This is a genomic window from Arthrobacter sp. MPF02, assembly GCF_046605375.1.
Taxonomy (GTDB): domain Bacteria; phylum Actinomycetota; class Actinomycetes; order Actinomycetales; family Micrococcaceae; genus Arthrobacter.
This window is the reverse complement of record NZ_CP176772.1, coordinates 2,809,593-2,825,825: the sequence shown is the minus strand read 5'-3', so window position 1 is coordinate 2,825,825 and position 16,233 is coordinate 2,809,593. Positions and strand designations below refer to the sequence as shown.

Genomic DNA, 16,233 nt, shown 5'->3' with positions numbered 1-16,233 from the left:
GGGAGGACGACGTGAGGATCGCCTCGGGGCAGTTCGGCGCCGGGACGGATTCCCGGGAGAACCTGCGCCTTATTGCCCGGCTGATGGAGGTTGCCGCCCTGGGTAATGCCGATCTGCTGGTGCTTCCCGAGTCCAGCCTTTACGCCGGCACCGGAGGGCCCAGTGCCATGGCGGAAGTGGCGGAACCGCTGGATGGTCCCTTCATCAGCGGCGTTGGCGCGCTCGCGCGGGATTTGAACCTGCCCGTCGTCGTGGGAACCACCGAGGCCAGCCACGGCGGCCTGCCCTACAACACAATCGTTGCCCTCGACGCCCGGGGAGAGGTGCTGGGCACGTACCGGAAAGTGCACCTGTACGACGCCTTCGGACATCGCGAAAGTGATGGAACCCGCCCGGGCAGCATCAGCGCGCCGTACCTGCTCTCCCACGGCCAGCTGCGGCTGGGCATGCTGACCTGCTACGACCTCCGGTTTCCGGAAAGCGCCCGGTACCTGGTGGATGCGGGCGCCAATGTCCTCCTGCTCCCGGCCAATTGGATCAGAGGTCCGGGGAAGGAGGACCACTTCAACACCCTGGTGCGCGCCCGGGCCATCGAGAACACGTCCTACGTGGTGGCGGCCAATCAGTGCGGCCCGTTTGCCACGGCCTACTCGATGGTGGTGGATCCTTTCGGGGTGGTTATTGTCAACGCCGGCGAGGGGCCCGGCGTCGTGTTCGCCGAGCTGGAGCCGGAACGTATCGCAGCCGTGCGGACCCGTGTCCCGGCCCTCCAAAACCGCCGGTTCACCGTAATTCCCAAGCACAGTGACTGACCCCAAAAAGTGTGACCGTCTTGACATCTGGAATTGACGCCGAGGAAACATTTCGGCCCTTCCGCGGCTCTAAAATTGAACGCAGCCACATACCCCGGGAAGGACCAAAGTGCACGCAACCGACGCCGCGATGAAACCAGTCATCGGCCTCACCACCTACCTTGAACAGGCAGGGACCGATGGTTGCGGCACCGTGAATGCGGCATTCCTGCCGGAGACGTACCTCAAGCCCATCATCGCCGCAGGTGGAGTTCCCATTCTGCTGCCACCCCAGCCGGTAGTGGCAGACGTCGTGGAAATGCTCATCGGCAGGCTCGACGGCCTGGTTGTTCCGGGCGGTTGGGACGTTGACCCCGCCCTCTACGGCCAGGCACCGCACCCCAAGACTGATGTTCCCCGGCAGGAGCGTGACGCCTGGGAGCAGGCCCTGATCCAGGAGGCCATCCGCCAGGATGTGCCGCTGCTGTGCATCTGCCGCGGCGAGCAGTTGCTGAACGTCACGCTGGGCGGAACCCTGCACCAACATCTGCCCGATGTTGTGGGCAACGGCCAGTACCAGCCCGGCGGTTACAACTTCAACAGGATTCCGGTGGAAATCAAGGCCGGTTCCCGGCTCGAACAACTGATCGGATCCAACCCGGGGACCGTCCCGGTGTCCCACCATCAGGCCGTGGACAAGCTCGGCGACGGCCTTGTTGCAGCGGCGTGGAGCGAGGACCAGGTGGTGGAGGCCATTGAGTACCCCGCCGCAACCTTCACCATGGGCATCCAGTGGCACCCGGAGGAGCTGCCGGAGGACTTCGGGATCTTCCGCGGGTTTGTGGAAGCGGCCCGAGGAAAATTCCTGTCCCGCCTCGTGCCCGCGGCGCCGTCGTCCGTCTCGGCCGAAATCAACGCCAGCCTTGCCGGGCCGCCACTCGGCTAGGCAGCGGCCCGAAGCAGCAAAAGGAGCCGTCCTGGAAGAGCGTGCTAAAGTGCGCTATCCCGGGAGGCTCCTTTTTATTTGCTTGCACAAAAGAAATAAGCATGCTTAGTATGTTCTGGAGACACTGAGGTTAAGCCAAACGCTTCAAGGTTCGATCCAGGGAGCAAAAATGGCTCGTACTCAGAACGGTTCTGCGCACGCGGGTGCGGTAATTTCCGGCGGTGGGCACCTTAAGTTCAAGGCACAGCAGTGATGCGCCGGGTGGGAGTTGAGGAGGAATTCCTCATCGTGGACAATGCCAGCGGCCACGCGGTGCCGCTTGGTGAGCTCCTTGACCGCCTGAGTGAGGACGATGGCCTCAGCAGCGAGATGAAGCAGGAGCAAATCGAAACCTGCACCCCGCCCCGGACCAGCCTGAATGAGCTGGCGCAGGACATCACGGCGCGAAGGATGAGCGCCGATGCTACCGCCCGGGCGGTCGGCGCCCGCTCAGTGGCGCTCGCCACCTCGCCGCTCCCGGTGCAGTCCACGGCCACACCGGGCCTGCGGTACCAGAAGATGATCCAGCGGTTCGGACTCACCGCGATCGAACAGCTGACCTGCGGTTGCCATGTCCACGTGGAGGTCGAGTCGGACGAGGAGGGCGTGGCCGTCCTCGACCGGATCCGGGTCTGGCTCCCGGCCCTGGTGGCGCTCACGGCCAATTCCCCTTTCTGGAATGCCACGGACTCGGGCTACGCCAGCTACCGCTCCCAGGCCTGGAACCGGTGGCCCACTGCCGGGCCATGCGAAATCTTCGGTTCCGCAGAGGCCTACCACAGCCAGGTCCAGGAGATTCTGGACGCCGGCGTGCTGTTGGATAAGGGGCAAATCTATTTCGATGCCCGGCTCAGCCATCACCATCCCACCGTCGAAGTCCGGGTAGCGGATGTGTGCTTGTTCGCGGACGACGCTGTCCTCCTGGCCGCCCTGGTCCGTGGTCTCGTGGAAACGGCGGCCAGGGAGTGGCGCAGCGGCATCCCTCCAGTGGCCTTCTCCGCCGCAAAGCTCCGCCTGGCCTCTTGGCAGGCCGGGCGCTTTGGGCTCGACGGAGACCTGCTGGATCCGTCGACCGGCCGGCCGCGGCGGGCTTTCGATGTTGCAATGGCGCTGCTGTGCCATATTGAACCGGTCCTCAGGGAACAACGGGAGTTCGACCTCGTGGAGTCGTTGCTGTTGCAGGTGATGACCCGGGGCAATGGGGCGGCCAGGCAGCACGCCACGTTCGCCCTTGGGGGCAGTTTTTGTGATGTCGTTGCCGACGCCGTGCAGGTAAGCAATCTGCCGGCCACGCTGTTCCGCGGGGTGTCCGGCTCCGCGTTGCTGGCGGCCGACTCGCTTTCCTAGAAAGTATCCGGGAGGGTAAATGGACCAGAACGAAGCGCCGGTGCTCGAGGCACTGGCCGAACACCAGAAACTCAAACGGTACGGATTCACTCCCCCTGCACACCGGCAGGGCCGCGGCGTCGATCAGCGCGTCCTGGAGGTGCTGGGCGAGCAGAGCTTCAAGTCCGACGTCGTTGCCTCTTCCGGCCTGGACGACAGGAAGTCCTCCAACGGCTATCTGTCCAAGGCCGAGGAACTGATGGCGGAAGCGGTGGAGGCGGACAAGGCCTTCTTTTCGACCTGTGGCAGTTCCCTGTCGGTCAAGGCCGCCATCCTTGCGGTGACCCGGGGCGAAGGGGAACTGCTTATCAGCCGGGATGCCCATAAGTCGGTTACGTCCGGCCTGGTCCTGTCCGGGCTGCAGCCGCGGTGGATCAAGCCGCGGTGGGACAACGAGTTGAAGATGAGCCACCCGCCAGCGCCGGAGACGGTGGAGGAGATGTGGCAGCGGTATCCGGACGCCTCTGCAGCACTGATCGTCAGCCCCACCCCGTACGGCACCTGCGCGGATATCGAGGCCATTGCGGAGATCTGCCACAAGCGGGGCAAGCCGCTGATTGTCGATGAGGCCTGGGGTGCCCAGCTGCCCTTCCACCCTGACACTCCCACCTGGGCCATGTCCGCCGGGGCGGACATCTGCGTGGTCAGCGTGCACAAGATGGGATTGGGGTTCGAGCAGGGGTCCATCTTCCACCTGCAGGGCAACCTGGTTGACCCGGTACGGCTGAACCAGTGCGCGGACATCCTGTCCACCACCAGCGCCAACGTGATGCTCTATGCCGCCATGGACGGCTGGCGCCGACAGATGGTCCAGGAGGGCAAGGGCATGATTGATAAGGCACTTGAACTGGCCCGCGGACTTCGCCGGGACATTGACACCCTTCCGGGCCTGCACGTCCTGGAAGACGAACTGGTCCACGCCGAGGCCTCGCACGACCTGGACATCCTGCACATCCTGTTTGACGTCTCGGAGCTGGGAATCAGCGGCTACCAGGTTACGGACTGGCTGCGGGAAAACTGCCGGCTGGACCTGGGGACCAACGACCACCGGCGCGTCGAGGCGGTCATCTCCGTTGCGGATGACCAGGAAACGGCGGACTGGCTGCTCGCCGGCCTCCGCGAACTCATCGGCGCGGCCCCGAACCTCCCCCGGCCGCCCGCCGTCGTCATCCCTGACGAGGCGGACCTCTTCCTGGAGACGGCCATGCTGCCCCGCGACGCCTTCTTCGGCCCCGTGGAGGTTATCCCGGTGGAGGAGGCACCGGGGCGCATCGCGGCCGAGATGGCCACCCCCTATCCGCCCGGCGTACCGCTGCTGCTGCCCGGGGAAAGGATCAACCAGGCAGCAGTGGACTACCTGCGGAGCGGGGTGGAGGCCGGGATGGTCCTGCCTGATCCCGCAGATCCCACATTCAAGACCGTCAGGGTGGTCCGCGAGGAAGCCCACCGATCGTTTTAGAAGCTCAAGGCTGTAGGGGGAGCGGTGCAACAAACAAGGAACGGAACGTCACATGTGCGGCATAGCAGGCGAAATTGCCTTCAACGGGAGAAAGGCCTCCCGGGAGGCGGTCCTGAAAATGATGGAGTCAATGACATCAAGGGGACCTGACGGGCGGGGAACATGGGAATCCGGCTGGGTTGTATTGGGGCACCAGCGGCTCAGCATCATCGACCTCTCCGAAGCGGGGGCGCAGCCCATGGTGGACGACGGCGGGTTGGCCGTCACCTTCAACGGCTGCATCTACAACTACAAGGAACTCCGGCGGGAACTGGAGCCTGAGTTCACCTTCCGGTCCACCAGCGATACCGAGGTAATTTTGAAGGCCTACCGGAAGTGGGGCGACGACTTTGTCCACCACCTGGTGGGAATGTTCGCGATAGCCCTCTACGATCCCCAGCGGCAGGAGGTCCTGCTGGTCCGGGACCGCCTGGGCATTAAACCCGTCTACGTCTCGCAACTTCCGGGGAAGCTGCGTTTCGCCTCCACCCTGCCGGCCCTGGTGGCTTCCGGCGGCGTGGATACCTCGCTGGACCAAGCGGCCCTGCACCATTACCTGAGCTGGCACTCCATTGTTCCTGCGCCGCGGTCCATCCTTCGCGGGGTCCAGAAGCTGCCGGCTGCCACCATCCGGACGGTCCGCGCGGACGGGACGTGGCATGACCGCGAGTACTGGAAGCCGGAGTACACCCGCCGTCCCGAACGCGCGGCCTGGACCGCGGAGGACTGGCAGGACGCCGTCCGGGCCGCCTTAAGGACAGCGGTGCGACGGCGGATGGTCGCCGATGTGCCGGTAGGTGTCCTTTTGTCCGGCGGCCTGGATTCCAGCATCCTGGTTGCCCTGCTCGCCGAGGAGGGCCAGCACGGGCTGTCCACCTTCAGCATCGGCTTCGACGGCGCCGGCGGGGACTCCGGAAACGAGTTCGTGTACTCGGACCTGATTGCCCGCGAGTTCGGCACCCGGCACGAACGCCTCCACGTCAGCACGGCCGAGTTTGCACCGTCCATCCACGGTGCCGTTGAGGCGATGTCCGAACCGATGGCCAGCCATGATGTGACAGCATTCCACCTGCTCTCAAAGACCGTCGCCCGGCACCTCAAGGTGGTCCAGTGCGGACAGGGCGCCGACGAGGTGTTCGGCGGGTACGCCTACCACCAGCCGCTGGCCTCCGTTCCCCGCTCCGGGGCGCACGCAGCGTTCACCGCAAGCTTTGTGGACCACAGCCACGGGGAACTCCTGGAGATCCTCGAACCCGAGTGGTACTCCGGCTCCGACGTCAGCAACCGGGTCCTGGCCGAAGACCTGGCAGCCCCGGGGGCGGACACAGCCCTGGACGCCGTGCTCCGCCTGGACACCCACCTGCTGATGGTGGACGACCCCGTCAAACGGCTGGACAACATGAGCATGGCGTGGGGCATCGAAGCCCGCGTCCCGTTCCTGGACCATGAACTCGTGGAGCTGGCCGCATCCTGCCCGCCGGAGCTCAAGGCTTCCGGCGGCGGCAAGGGAATCCTGAAGGACCTGGGCAGGCAGTTGCTGCCGGCTGCCGTGGTGGACCGGCCCAAGGGCTACTTCCCGGTTCCCGCCCTGCGGCACCTGGAGGAACCGTTCATCACCATGGTCCGGGACGCCCTGCACGCGCCGGCGGCGAAGCAGCGCGGGATCTTCCGGCCGAACCACATCGACCGATTGCTGGCGGATCCGAACAGCCAGCGGACGCCCGTGAAGAGCAATGTCCTGTGGCAGTTCGCGCTGCTGGAGATGTGGCTGCAGCATCACGGGGTGGGCTGAGTCATGACGTCGAACGCCCTGTTGGACGAACTCCGTCGCGCCGTCAAGGCCGACTTTCCCGCGGTCGTCGATGAACTGTCCGCCCTGGTGCGGATTCCGGCCATGGCCTGGGACTCGTTCGACCCCTCGGACCTGCACCGTGCCGCGCGGCAGGTTGCCGGACTGGTCCGCGACGCCGGTATCGCCGACGTCGAAATTCACCAGGCGCCGCGCCCGGACGGAAAGCCCGGGGCACCGGCAGTCCTGGGGCGCCGACCAGCGCAGCCAGGCAAGCCCACCATCCTGCTGTACGCGCACTACGACGTCCAGCCCGCCGGGAACCTGGACTTCTGGGTGAGCCCGCCCTTTGAAGCGGTGGAGCGCAGCGGGCGGTTGTGGGGCAGGGGAGTGGCGGACAACAAGGCCGGCGTGCTCCTGCACCTGGCTGCGGTCCGCAACGTGCTTCAGGTACTGGGCGACGAACTGGGCGTCGGCGTCACCGTGCTCATCGACGGCGAGGAGGAAGCCGGCTCGCCGAGCCTGCCGCTGCTGCTGCAGCGGCACAGCGGAGCGCTCCGCGCCGACGTCCTGGTGGTGGCGGACTCGGGGAACTGGAAGGTGGGCGTCCCCGCCCTGACCACCAGCCTGCGTGGACTGATCCTGGGAACCATCGAAGTCCGGGTCCTGGACCACGCCCTGCATTCGGGGACCTACGGCGGCCCGCTGGTGGACGCCGTCGCGGCCCTGTCACGGCTGCTGGCCACGCTCCATCACGACGACGGCAGCGTGGCCGTGCCGGGGCTGGCCGCCTCGGAGGAGCCGGGACCGCCGCTGTCCGAAGCCGCCTTCCGGGCCGACTCCGGTGTCCGTCCCGGCGTGCCGCTGGCCGGCACGGGCAGCATCACGTCGCGGCTCTGGACCAAACCCGCCCTGGCGATTATCGGCGTCGACGCTCCTTCCGTGGCCCTGTCCTCGGATACCCTGCAGCCGGTGGCGCGGGCCCGGTTCAGCCTCAGCCTGGCTCCGTCCAGCGACACCGCGGAGGCCATGGAAGCCGTCCGCCGGCACGTGGAGTCACAGGCGCCGTTCGGTGCGGAGGTTCGGTTCTTCCCTGGCGGACGCACCGAGGGTTTCGCCGGGAACGTGGAGTCACCGGCGTCGAAACTGATGCTCTCGGCGATGTCCGATACGTGGGGTGTTCCGGCAGTGTCCATGGGCGTGGGTGGTTCGATTCCCGCCGTCGACATCCTGAGCAAGCTCTACCCGCAGGCGGACATCCTGGTCACCGGCGCCGAGGATCCCGATTCCCGCGCCCACGGGGCCAACGAGTCGATTTACCTGGGCGATTTCGAGAACGCCATCGTGGCCGAGGCCTTGTTGCTGGCCCGCCTTAACGCCCCGGACTAACCCCGACGACGTGCCGCGTAGGCAAACATCGAGGTGGTGGCGACCGTTGCCAGGTATCCCGCGATGACGATCAGCGAGATCCCAGCCCAAAAGTAGCTGGTGGTGCTCGTTTCCTGCCACGGGCCCGGGGCGATGCGGATCAGCGAAAAAACGGCGACGGCGGCCGAGGCCAGGCCCAGCAGCACAGGCAGCGTCACCCAGATCCGGGCCGAACCGATGTGGTGGCCGAACCCGTCCCAGGCATTCCAGGCGCCCCGCCGGATGATCAGCCAGCCGGCAGGAATCATGAACGCGCCCACCAGCAGGAACGCCGCCACCACGTCGGCGGGCCGGTGCCACTGGTTGATCAGGGTGGATACACCGGAGGCGATAGCGAACGTGCCGCCCACAAAGCCGGCCATCGGCCGCCAGCGCGGCGACGCCATCAGGAACACGGCCGCGGCCGCCGACGCGGCGAGCGTGGTGTGCCCGGATGGCAGCGAGTTCAATTCCAGCGTCACCACGCCCTTGTCCGGACGGGCCGGCAGGACATCCTTCAGGACCTGGGTGGCGATGTTCGCGCCGATGCACGCCGCCACGGCGATTCCGGCCTCCGTCCAGCGGCGCCTGATCACCGTCACAAACAGGACCACGACGGCGGCCATCACCAGTGAGATGGTGGGCAGCAGATCGAGGAACCTGGTGCTCGCCTTGCCCGCCGGGCCGTGGATTGCCACTGCCTCGACCAGGGCGGACTCGTCGATGAACTGGCCCGTGGTGGTCTGCACAAAGTAGTGATAGGTGGCAACCAGTCCCGCGACGCACGCCAGGGTGGCGAGCACGAACAGGAAACCCGAACCGGGGGCGGGTCGGGCTGCGGTCCTGGCCTGTGCCTGTCGTGAATAAGTCATCGGATTAAGGGTGGCATAAAAAACCGGGAGGCTGCCCGGGGCCGCAGGTACAGTGAGGTTCATGTATGCCGCCAGCGAGCCCCCGCCCTTCCTGCCCACGGCTGATGAGCTCGTGGCCGCAGCACACGTGGTAAGCCTGCCCATGCGCGTGAAGTTCCGCGGCATTATGGATCGGGAAACCCTGGTGCTCCGGGGTCCTGCCGGGTGGGGCGAGTTCGGCCCGTTTCCGGAGTACGGCGATGCTGAGGCCTCCCGCTGGCTCGCAGCCGCCATCGAAGCGGCGTGGCACGGCTTTCCGGAGCCGCTGCGTACTGCCGTTCCGGTCAACGCCACTGTTCCGGCGGTCCCTGCCGGACGGGTGCCTGAAGTCCTGGCCCGGTTTGGCCGCGTGGACGCAGTCAAGGTCAAGGTCGCTGAGCGGGGCCATAGCCTCGACGATGACGCGGCCAGGGTTGCGGCTGTGAGGTCCGCACTGCCGGAGGCCGCCATCCGGGTTGATGCCAACGGAGGGTGGGACGTGCCCGCGGCTGTGGAGGCACTGACCCGCCTGGCCGCCGTCGGCCTCGAATATGCTGAGCAGCCGGTGCCCACCATCGAGGGCCTTGCCGAGGTGCGCTCGCGGCTGCGGGCGGCGGGCGTTCCGGTGCCGGTTGCCGCGGACGAGAGTGTCCGCAAGGAGGACGACCCCCTCCGCGTTGCCCGCGCCGGGGCCGCGGACCTGATCGTGGTGAAGGTTGCGCCGCTGGGGGGAGTGCGGCGGGCACTGGATATTGTGGCGGAGGCCGGCCTTCCCGCCGTCGTCAGTTCTGCCTTGGACACCTCCGTGGGCATCCGCGCCGGGCTGGCGCTGGCGGCCGCGCTGCCGGAGCTGCCGTACGCGTGCGGGCTGGGCACGGTGTCCCTGTTCGAATCCGACGTCACCCTGGAACCTTTGGTGGCTGACGACGGCGCCATCCGCCTGCGCGATCCCGCCGCTGATGCCGGGCTGCTTGAGCGGTACGCGGCTTCGCCGGAGCGCCGGGACTGGTGGCTGGACCGGCTGCGCCGGGTCCACGCGTTGCTTGCCCCTGGTCCGTCCCTACAGCCGTGACGTTCTCCCACGTTTGCGCAGGTTATCGCGGGTTACCGGCGGGTTTACCTCCGATTCACCTGCCTGACGGCTCCGCGTAGAAACCGGCTGGCAGGGTGAGGGCACCGCATCGATTTTTTGGAAGGCCCCCATGTCTGAAACGACTGCCCGCAAGTTCACCCTGCTGCCGATGCTCGGCCATACCAAGGGCAAGCGCAGCGCTGTTACGTGTGCGCTCAAGTGCGACAACGCCTGCGCCGGCGATGTTTGCAACACCAGCTCCAACAGCTACTTTCGCGACATCGCCTCCGCAACCCTGTCCCGCCGCGCCGCCCTGGGGTTCGGGGCCGCCGGCGCCCTCGCCGTCGTCCTCGGCAGCGCCGTCACCTCGCCGGACTCCGCCAACGCCGCAGGACTGTCCCAGGCAGCAAAGGAAGGCTTCGGCAAGTCCAAGCTGAAGTTCACGGCCATCCCCTCAGTGGACGCCATGGTTGACGCCGTGACCGTTCCGGACGGGTTCACCTGGAAGCCGGTCATCCGCTGGGGCGACCCGATCTTCAACGACGCGCCCGAGTTCGACCTGAACAACCAGACCGCCGCTGCCCAGGAAAAGCAGTTCGGCTACAACAACGACTACACGGACATCCTGGAAATCCCGGGCAGCAAGGGCCGCCGCGCGGTGCTGTTCTCCAACCACGAGTACACCAATGAGAACATCATGTTCCCGGCCACCATGCCGGCAGAACAGAAGCGCGCCGTGGCAGCGGCCGCGCACGGCCTGTCCGTGGTGGAGCTGGAGCGCCGGAACAAGAACAAGCCGTGGACCTACGTCAAGGGCGCGCAGCTGAACCGCCGCTTCCTCAACAGCACGGTGTACGAGCTGACCGGCCCGGCCGCAGGCTCCTCCCTGGTCAAGACCAAGGACGACCAGGCCGGCCGTTTCATCAAGGGCACCCTGGGCAACTGCGCCGGCGGCACCACCCCGTGGGGCACCATCCTCTCGGGCGAGGAAAACTTCCAGAGCTACTTCGTGGGCCCGGAAACCTCCGCAGGTGACAAGCGCTACGGCATCACCAACAAGCCCACCGCCCGCGGCTGGGAGCTGGATGAGCCGCGCTGGGACACCCGCAACCCCGGCTACGAGAACGAGGCCAACCGCTTCGGCTGGATCGTGGAGGTTGACCCGTTCGACCCCGCCTCCACCCCGAAGAAGCACTCCATGTTGGGCCGCTTCAAGCACGAGGGCGCCAACGTGATCATCGCCGAGTCCGGGCACGTGGTGGCCTACTCGGGCGACGACGAGCGCTTCGACTACCTCTACAAGTTCGTCTCCAAGGACAAGTACCGCGAGGGCGACCGCAAGCACAACATGACGCTGCTCTCCGCCGGCAGCCTCTACGTCGCAAAGTTCACCGGCAACTCGCCGGCGGCCGAAATCACGGGCACAGGTGCTGTTCCTTCCGACGGTGCGTTCGATGGCGTGGGTGAATGGCTGCCGCTGGTAGTCGATGGCAAGTCCGCAGTTCCCGGCATGTCCGTGGAAGAGGTTTTGGTGTACACACGCCTGGCCGCGGACAAGGTTGGCCCCACCAAGATGGACCGCTGCGAGGACGTGGAGCCGAGCAAGTTCACCGGCAAGGTCTACGTGGCCTGCACCAACAACTCCAACCGCGGCACCGGCGCGAACGAAGGCGCCACCGAGGTCAACCCGCGCAACCAGAACCGCGACGGCCACATCGTGGAGATCACCGAAACCGGGGACCAGACCTCCACCAAGTTCACCTGGAACCTGCTGATGGTCTGCGGCGACCCGGCGCAGGGCGACGTCACCTACTTCTCCGGTTTCCCGGTGGACAAGGTCTCACCCATCTCCTGCCCGGACAACCTGGCCTTCGACTCCGTCGGCAACCTTTGGATCTCCACCGACGGCGCCCCCTCCGGCATCGGCCGGGCCGACGCCCTCTTCAAGGTCACGCTGGAAGGCGCCGAGCGCGGCAAGGTGGAGCAGTTCCTCGCCGTCCCGCGCGACGCCGAAACCTGCGGCCCCATCATCCACGACGAGGAGCGCACCGTGTTCGTCGCAGTGCAGCACCCGGGCGAGGACGGCACCTTCGAGAACCAGGTGTCCTACTTCCCTGACTACGTCCCGGCAGGCACCACGCCCGCACCCGGCCAGGCGCGTGCGCCCCGCCCCTCCGTGATCCAGGTGTTCCGCACGGACGCCTAGTTCCTCCGGTTGCCCTATCACTTTTGGTCCCTATAATCGCTGAATCACGGCCAAAAGTGATAGGGCAACGCGGGAAGCGACGGAGTGGCAGACTGGGTTGGTGACTTCGCTGAACGAACCAGCCCCTGACGCCGCCCGCTCCGACGCTTCTTCAGCCGGCGCACCGGATTCTCCTGACGCTGCGGAGCCCCGGGAAGCGGCACCCGAGCTGAGCGCAATCGCGGCGGCGCGCATCGCCGTCGGAATCCTGCTCGACGGCGGCGTGCGGCACGTGGTGGTTTCGCCGGGTTCGCGCTCGGCGCCCATGGCGTACGCGCTGGCGGAGGCCTCGGCTGCGGGCAGGGTGGAGCTGCTGGTCCGGATCGATGAGCGGGTTGCCGGGTTCACCGCCCTGGGCCTGGCCCTGTCCACCGGCTCGCCGGCGGCCGTGCTGACAACGTCCGGCACCGCCGTCGGAAACCTGCTGCCGGCAGTCATGGAGGCCAACCATGCCGCCGTGCCGCTGATCGTCCTGTCGGCGGACCGGCCGGATGAACTCCGCGGCACCGGCGCCAACCAGACCACCATCCAGCCCGACCTCTTCGGCGAGCAGGTCCGGTTTGCCGCTGACGTGCCCGCCGGCAACAACCCCGAACGCGCCATCCGGACCGGGCTCTCCGCGGCCACCGGCGCCTTCGCCGACATCCCTCCGGGACCGGTGCAGCTCAACCTGGCCTTCCGCGACCCGCTGGTCCCGCCGCCCGGCGACGGACTCCCCGAAGCGGCCGGGCGGCAGCGCTACCGCATCGGCACCGACCCGCTGGTCATGAACCTGCCGCCCGCGGCGGAGGAACTGCCGGAGCGCCGGACAGTGGTCCTCGCCGGCCACGACGCCGGCCCGGTTGCCGAGGCCTTCGCCCGCGCCCACAACCTGCCGCTGCTGGCCGAGCCGTCCTCCAATGCGCGCTTTGGCCCCAATGCCGTAGGCCCGTACCGCCTGCTGCTTGAGCACTTCGGGCCCGGGTCCCGCCAGTCCATTGAGCGGGTGGTGCTGTTCGGCCGGCCCACCCTGTCCCGCCCGGTGGCCGCCCTGCTGGCCCGCGCCGACGTCCAGTCCGCCCTCTACCAGCCGGTTCCGGTGGCCTGGTACGAGCCCGGGAGGCGCACCGAACTTCCGCTCGAGAACCTGGCCGACCTCGCCGACTTTGCCGGCCGCGGCACCTCCGCCTGGCTGGACACCTGGCTGCTGGCCGGCTCGGCCGCGCAGCACGCGCTGGACCAGGTCCTTTCCGCCCAACCTTCCGCGACCGGTCCCTCCGTGGGCGCCCTGGTCTGGAAGCACACCCGCGGCCAGCTGCTGCTGGGCTCATCCAACGGCATCCGCGACGTTGACCTCGCCGGCCTGCCCGTGCCCGAACCGGCGGCAACCGTCTACGCCAACCGCGGCCTGGCGGGAATCGACGGCACCGTCTCCACGGCCACGGGCATCGCGCTTGGCGGGGGGCAGGAGACCACCGTCCTGCTGGGGGACGTCACCTTCCTGCATGACGCCGGCGGGCTGCTCCCCGGCGCCGGCGAGGAGCAGCCCGACCTCCGGATCGTGGTGCTCAACGATGCCGGCGGCGCCATTTTCGCACTGCTCGAACACGGTGCCGTGGAAGAACGCGGCGCCTACGGAGACGCCGTCGAGCGCCTCTTCGCCACCCCGCACTCCGTGGATATTGCGGCACTCGCCCGCGCATACGGCGTCGGGCATTCCCTGGTGAGTACGACGGCGGGACTCGCCGAAGCGCTCAACCAGCCCGTGAAGGGGCGCAGCATCGTGGAAGTCCGCACGGACCGTCATGCGCTGCGGCAGCTGCACGGCAGGATCAAGGAGGCGGTGGCAGCTGCGGCCGGGGGAGTCCTGGCCCGGCAGTAGGCGTGGCTGCCTGAGGGAGCTCAGCTTGCGGGCGGCTCTCCTTCATTGCCGCGTCGAACGCAGGCAGGCTCCGCTCGATCATGTCCTCATTCGCGGTCAGGGAAATGCGGAAGAACCCGGGCGTTTCGAACAGTACCCCCGGAAACACGAAGACATCCCGGCGGGCGAGTGCAACCGTGAACGCCTCATCGTCCGGAAGGGGCGAGGTGACAAACAGGTAGAACGAGCCTTCTGCCGGCTGCATGAGGTACCCCATGGATCCGAGTGCTTCAACGAGCCGGTCCCGGCGCTTCTGCAGCTGACCGACGTCGATGGTGAACCGCTCGAGTTCAGGCAATGCGTGCTGGAGCAGGGCATTCGGATAGATCCAGCCCATGGCAACCTGCAGGCCGCCGATCGCCGGGCGCATCGCTTCGCGTTCGGGCATGGTGGGAGGCAACGCGAGGTAGCCCACCCGCTGGCCCGGAGAAAGATGAGTCTTGCCGTATGAGTAGGCAAGGAGTGTGTGCGGGTAGAACTCAGCCGGGCTGTGGAAGCGGGTGCCGTCAAAGACAATCCTGTTGTAGGCCTCGTCGGAGATCAGGTAGATCCGCCGTCCGATCCTGGCCGAGGCCGCTTCCAGCAGTTCCGCGAGCCCCGCCAGCAGGCCGGGCGGGTAGATCCGGCCCGTGGGATTGTTGAGCGAGTTGACGATCACCACCCTGGTCCGCTCCGTGATGGCTGCCTCGATCGCACCGAGGTCCAGGTCGAACGTGTCCGTGTTGATCCGGACTTTCACGGGCACCATCGCGGCCTCGAGGATCAGCGGCTCATAGAGGAACCACGGCGGCAGGCTGAAAATCACCTCGTCGCCGGGATTTCCCACGGTTTTCAAGGCCAATGCGATGGCGGCGAAGCCTCCGGTGGTGAGGTAGAGGTCCTCGGCCCGGAACGGCACATCCAGCAGCTGCCGGAGGGATCCGGCGGCAGCCTCCCGGGCCGCCTCCCCGTTGGTCTGGTAGGCGAACCACTGGTCGTGCTGCGGGGTCAGTGCGTCCCTGAGGGTATTGACGTAGCGGTCCGGCGGCATCTGGTGCGGGTTGCCGAACGTGAAGTCGCAGGCGTCCGGGCGGCCTTGTCCACGGGCCACCGCTTCCCGCATGTAGTTCTCCACCCGCCGGAACGAGGGGATGGAGGCCAGCTGCGCGGCCCGGGCGGAAACCGCTCTTGATGCCTGGAACGTGCCTGCGGGAATGTTCATCTGTCAGCGCTCCTCAATGTACCGGCCGGTGTCGGGACGGTGAAAGTGGGCAGCGCGCTGCTGAGCCAGGGCTCTGGTGGGACCCATTGTGTGCCCCCGCCCCCGGTGAAGTAAAGGCGCGGTGAAAGGCAGAGCCGGGACCCGCCGTCGTACGCCCTCAGTCCGCAAACCAAAAAGCCCTGGAAACACAAAGTCCCTGGCGCTGCGGATATCTTCGCAGCGCCAGGGAACGTGTAGGTCGAAAGCCGGGGGAGCGGACCCGCTATTCCTCGATCTCGATGTGTGTCGGGTCAAGGACGCGGCGGAGGAACTCCTTGGTGCGCGGCTGCGAGGGGGAACCGATGACCTGCTCGGCAGGGCCCTCCTCCACCACAACACCGCCGTCCATGAACACCACCCGGTCCGCCACTTCGCGGGCAAAGCCCATCTCGTGGGTGACCACCAGCATGGTCATGCCCTCCTGGGCGAGGTGGCGCATGACGGACAGGACATCGCCCACCGTTTCCGGGTCCAGGGCGGACGTGGGCTCATCGAAGAGCATCAGCTCCGGTTCCATGCTCAGTGCGCGGGCGATGGCCACGCGCTGCTGCTGGCCGCCGGAGAGCTGGTCCGGGTAGCGGTCCGCCAGGTGCCCCAGGCCAACGCGCTCCAGGTTGTGCATGGACACCTTGTCCGCCTCTGCCTGCGACCGCTTGAGGACCTTGGTCTGGGCGATGGAGCAGTTGCGCTTGGCGTTCAGGTGCGGGAACAGGTTGAACTGCTGGAACACCATGCCCACCTTGCGGCGCATCCGGTCGATGTCCACGTCCGGATCGGTGGCTTCGAAGCCGCCCACGTGGATGCTGCCCTGGTTGGGCTGCTCCAGCAGGTTGACGCAGCGGAGGAGGGTCGACTTGCCGGAACCGGACGGGCCGACCAGGCACACCACCTCGCCCGGCGCAACGTCCAGGCTGATGCCCTTCAGGACTTCGTTGGAGCCGTAGGCCTTGCGCAGGTCCTTGATGGACACGCCGGCGGCGTGGATGGTGCCGGTGCTTCCAGAGGAATTTACGACGTCGTTCATTGGCTT

Annotated in this window: 12 protein-coding genes; 9 read left to right on the top strand and 3 right to left on the bottom strand. The window is 67.1% G+C overall.

Annotated features, from left to right (window positions below; all coding sequences use genetic code 11):
* The first annotated feature begins 11 nt into the window (after nt 1-11).
* The 6 genes from ACLH0K_RS13325 to ACLH0K_RS13300 all read left to right on the top strand — a co-directional run bounded on the left by ACLH0K_RS13325 (nt 12) and on the right by ACLH0K_RS13300 (nt 7,838).
* Nucleotides 12-812, top strand: a complete 801-nt coding sequence (locus ACLH0K_RS13325; protein WP_411374040.1) for a carbon-nitrogen hydrolase family protein — start codon at nt 12-14, stop codon at nt 810-812.
* Between the two features lie 109 nt (nt 813-921).
* Nucleotides 922-1,737 carry a gamma-glutamyl-gamma-aminobutyrate hydrolase family protein gene (locus ACLH0K_RS13320; RefSeq protein ID WP_411374039.1) on the top strand — a complete coding sequence of 272 codons (816 nt, stop codon included), beginning with the start codon at nt 922-924 and terminating at the stop codon, nt 1,735-1,737.
* A 252-nt stretch (nt 1,738-1,989) separates the two neighbouring features.
* Complete coding sequence (locus ACLH0K_RS13315; protein ID WP_411374037.1) at nt 1,990-3,123, top strand: glutamate--cysteine ligase; 1,134 nt, start codon at nt 1,990-1,992, stop codon at nt 3,121-3,123.
* A gap of 19 nt (nt 3,124-3,142) precedes the next feature.
* Nucleotides 3,143-4,621 (top strand): aminotransferase class I/II-fold pyridoxal phosphate-dependent enzyme, encoded by a 1,479-nt coding sequence (locus ACLH0K_RS13310; protein ID WP_411374036.1) that lies wholly within the window; start codon nt 3,143-3,145, stop codon nt 4,619-4,621.
* 52 nt (nt 4,622-4,673) lie between these two features.
* A complete protein-coding gene (locus ACLH0K_RS13305) occupies nt 4,674-6,452 on the top strand; it encodes an N-acetylglutaminylglutamine amidotransferase (RefSeq protein ID WP_411374035.1) in 1,779 nt (592 codons plus the stop codon).
* Nucleotides 6,453-6,455: 3 nt separating this feature from the next.
* Nucleotides 6,456-7,838, top strand: coding sequence for a M20/M25/M40 family metallo-hydrolase (locus ACLH0K_RS13300; RefSeq protein ID WP_411374034.1), 1,383 nt, complete (start codon nt 6,456-6,458; stop codon nt 7,836-7,838).
* On the opposite strand, the gene ACLH0K_RS13295 is transcribed toward ACLH0K_RS13300, so the two are convergent.
* On the bottom strand, nt 7,835-8,728 hold the full coding sequence (locus ACLH0K_RS13295) for a phosphatase PAP2 family protein (protein WP_411374033.1): 894 nt from the start codon (nt 8,726-8,728) through the stop codon (nt 7,835-7,837). The genes ACLH0K_RS13300 and ACLH0K_RS13295 overlap by 4 nt on opposite strands.
* A 61-nt stretch (nt 8,729-8,789) precedes the next feature.
* Between ACLH0K_RS13295 and ACLH0K_RS13290 the strand changes: the two genes are divergently transcribed.
* The 3 genes from ACLH0K_RS13290 to menD all read left to right on the top strand — a co-directional run bounded on the left by ACLH0K_RS13290 (nt 8,790) and on the right by menD (nt 13,924).
* Nucleotides 8,790-9,818, top strand: coding sequence for an o-succinylbenzoate synthase (locus tag ACLH0K_RS13290; RefSeq protein WP_411374032.1), 1,029 nt, complete (start codon nt 8,790-8,792; stop codon nt 9,816-9,818).
* 130 nt (nt 9,819-9,948) lie between these two features.
* A complete protein-coding gene (locus ACLH0K_RS13285; protein WP_411374031.1) occupies nt 9,949-12,024 on the top strand; it encodes a PhoX family protein in 2,076 nt (691 codons plus the stop codon).
* 100 nt (nt 12,025-12,124) lie between these two features.
* Nucleotides 12,125-13,924 (top strand): 2-succinyl-5-enolpyruvyl-6-hydroxy-3-cyclohexene-1-carboxylic-acid synthase, encoded by a 1,800-nt coding sequence (gene menD, locus ACLH0K_RS13280; RefSeq protein ID WP_411374030.1) that lies wholly within the window; start codon nt 12,125-12,127, stop codon nt 13,922-13,924.
* Here the strand turns inward: menD and ACLH0K_RS13275 are convergent.
* Together ACLH0K_RS13275 and ACLH0K_RS13270 are read right to left on the bottom strand one after the other, a co-directional pair.
* Nucleotides 13,875-15,164 carry an aminotransferase class I/II-fold pyridoxal phosphate-dependent enzyme gene (locus tag ACLH0K_RS13275; protein WP_411374029.1) on the bottom strand — a complete coding sequence of 430 codons (1,290 nt, stop codon included), beginning with the start codon at nt 15,162-15,164 and terminating at the stop codon, nt 13,875-13,877. The genes menD and ACLH0K_RS13275 overlap by 50 nt on opposite strands.
* A gap of 262 nt (nt 15,165-15,426) precedes the next feature.
* The gene (locus ACLH0K_RS13270; protein ID WP_411374028.1) at nt 15,427-16,227 is read right to left on the bottom strand and encodes an amino acid ABC transporter ATP-binding protein; all 801 of its coding nucleotides are present in this window, start codon (nt 16,225-16,227) and stop codon (nt 15,427-15,429) included.
* Between the last annotated feature and the right edge of the window lie 6 nt (nt 16,228-16,233).

Coding starts and splice junctions, on each gene's coding strand:
- ACLH0K_RS13315 (WP_411374037.1), top strand. CDS start 1,990: ATGCGCCGGGTGGGAGTTGAGGAGGAATTCCTCATCGTGGACAATGCC.
- ACLH0K_RS13310 (WP_411374036.1), top strand. CDS start 3,143: ATGGACCAGAACGAAGCGCCGGTGCTCGAGGCACTGGCCGAACACCAG.
- ACLH0K_RS13305 (WP_411374035.1), top strand. CDS start 4,674: ATGTGCGGCATAGCAGGCGAAATTGCCTTCAACGGGAGAAAGGCCTCC.
- ACLH0K_RS13300 (WP_411374034.1), top strand. CDS start 6,456: ATGACGTCGAACGCCCTGTTGGACGAACTCCGTCGCGCCGTCAAGGCC.
- ACLH0K_RS13295 (WP_411374033.1), bottom strand. CDS start 8,728: ATGACTTATTCACGACAGGCACAGGCCAGGACCGCAGCCCGACCCGCC.
- ACLH0K_RS13290 (WP_411374032.1), top strand. CDS start 8,790: ATGTATGCCGCCAGCGAGCCCCCGCCCTTCCTGCCCACGGCTGATGAG.
- ACLH0K_RS13285 (WP_411374031.1), top strand. CDS start 9,949: ATGTCTGAAACGACTGCCCGCAAGTTCACCCTGCTGCCGATGCTCGGC.
- ACLH0K_RS13275 (WP_411374029.1), bottom strand. CDS start 15,164: ATGAACATTCCCGCAGGCACGTTCCAGGCATCAAGAGCGGTTTCCGCC.
- ACLH0K_RS13270 (WP_411374028.1), bottom strand. CDS start 16,227: ATGAACGACGTCGTAAATTCCTCTGGAAGCACCGGCACCATCCACGCC.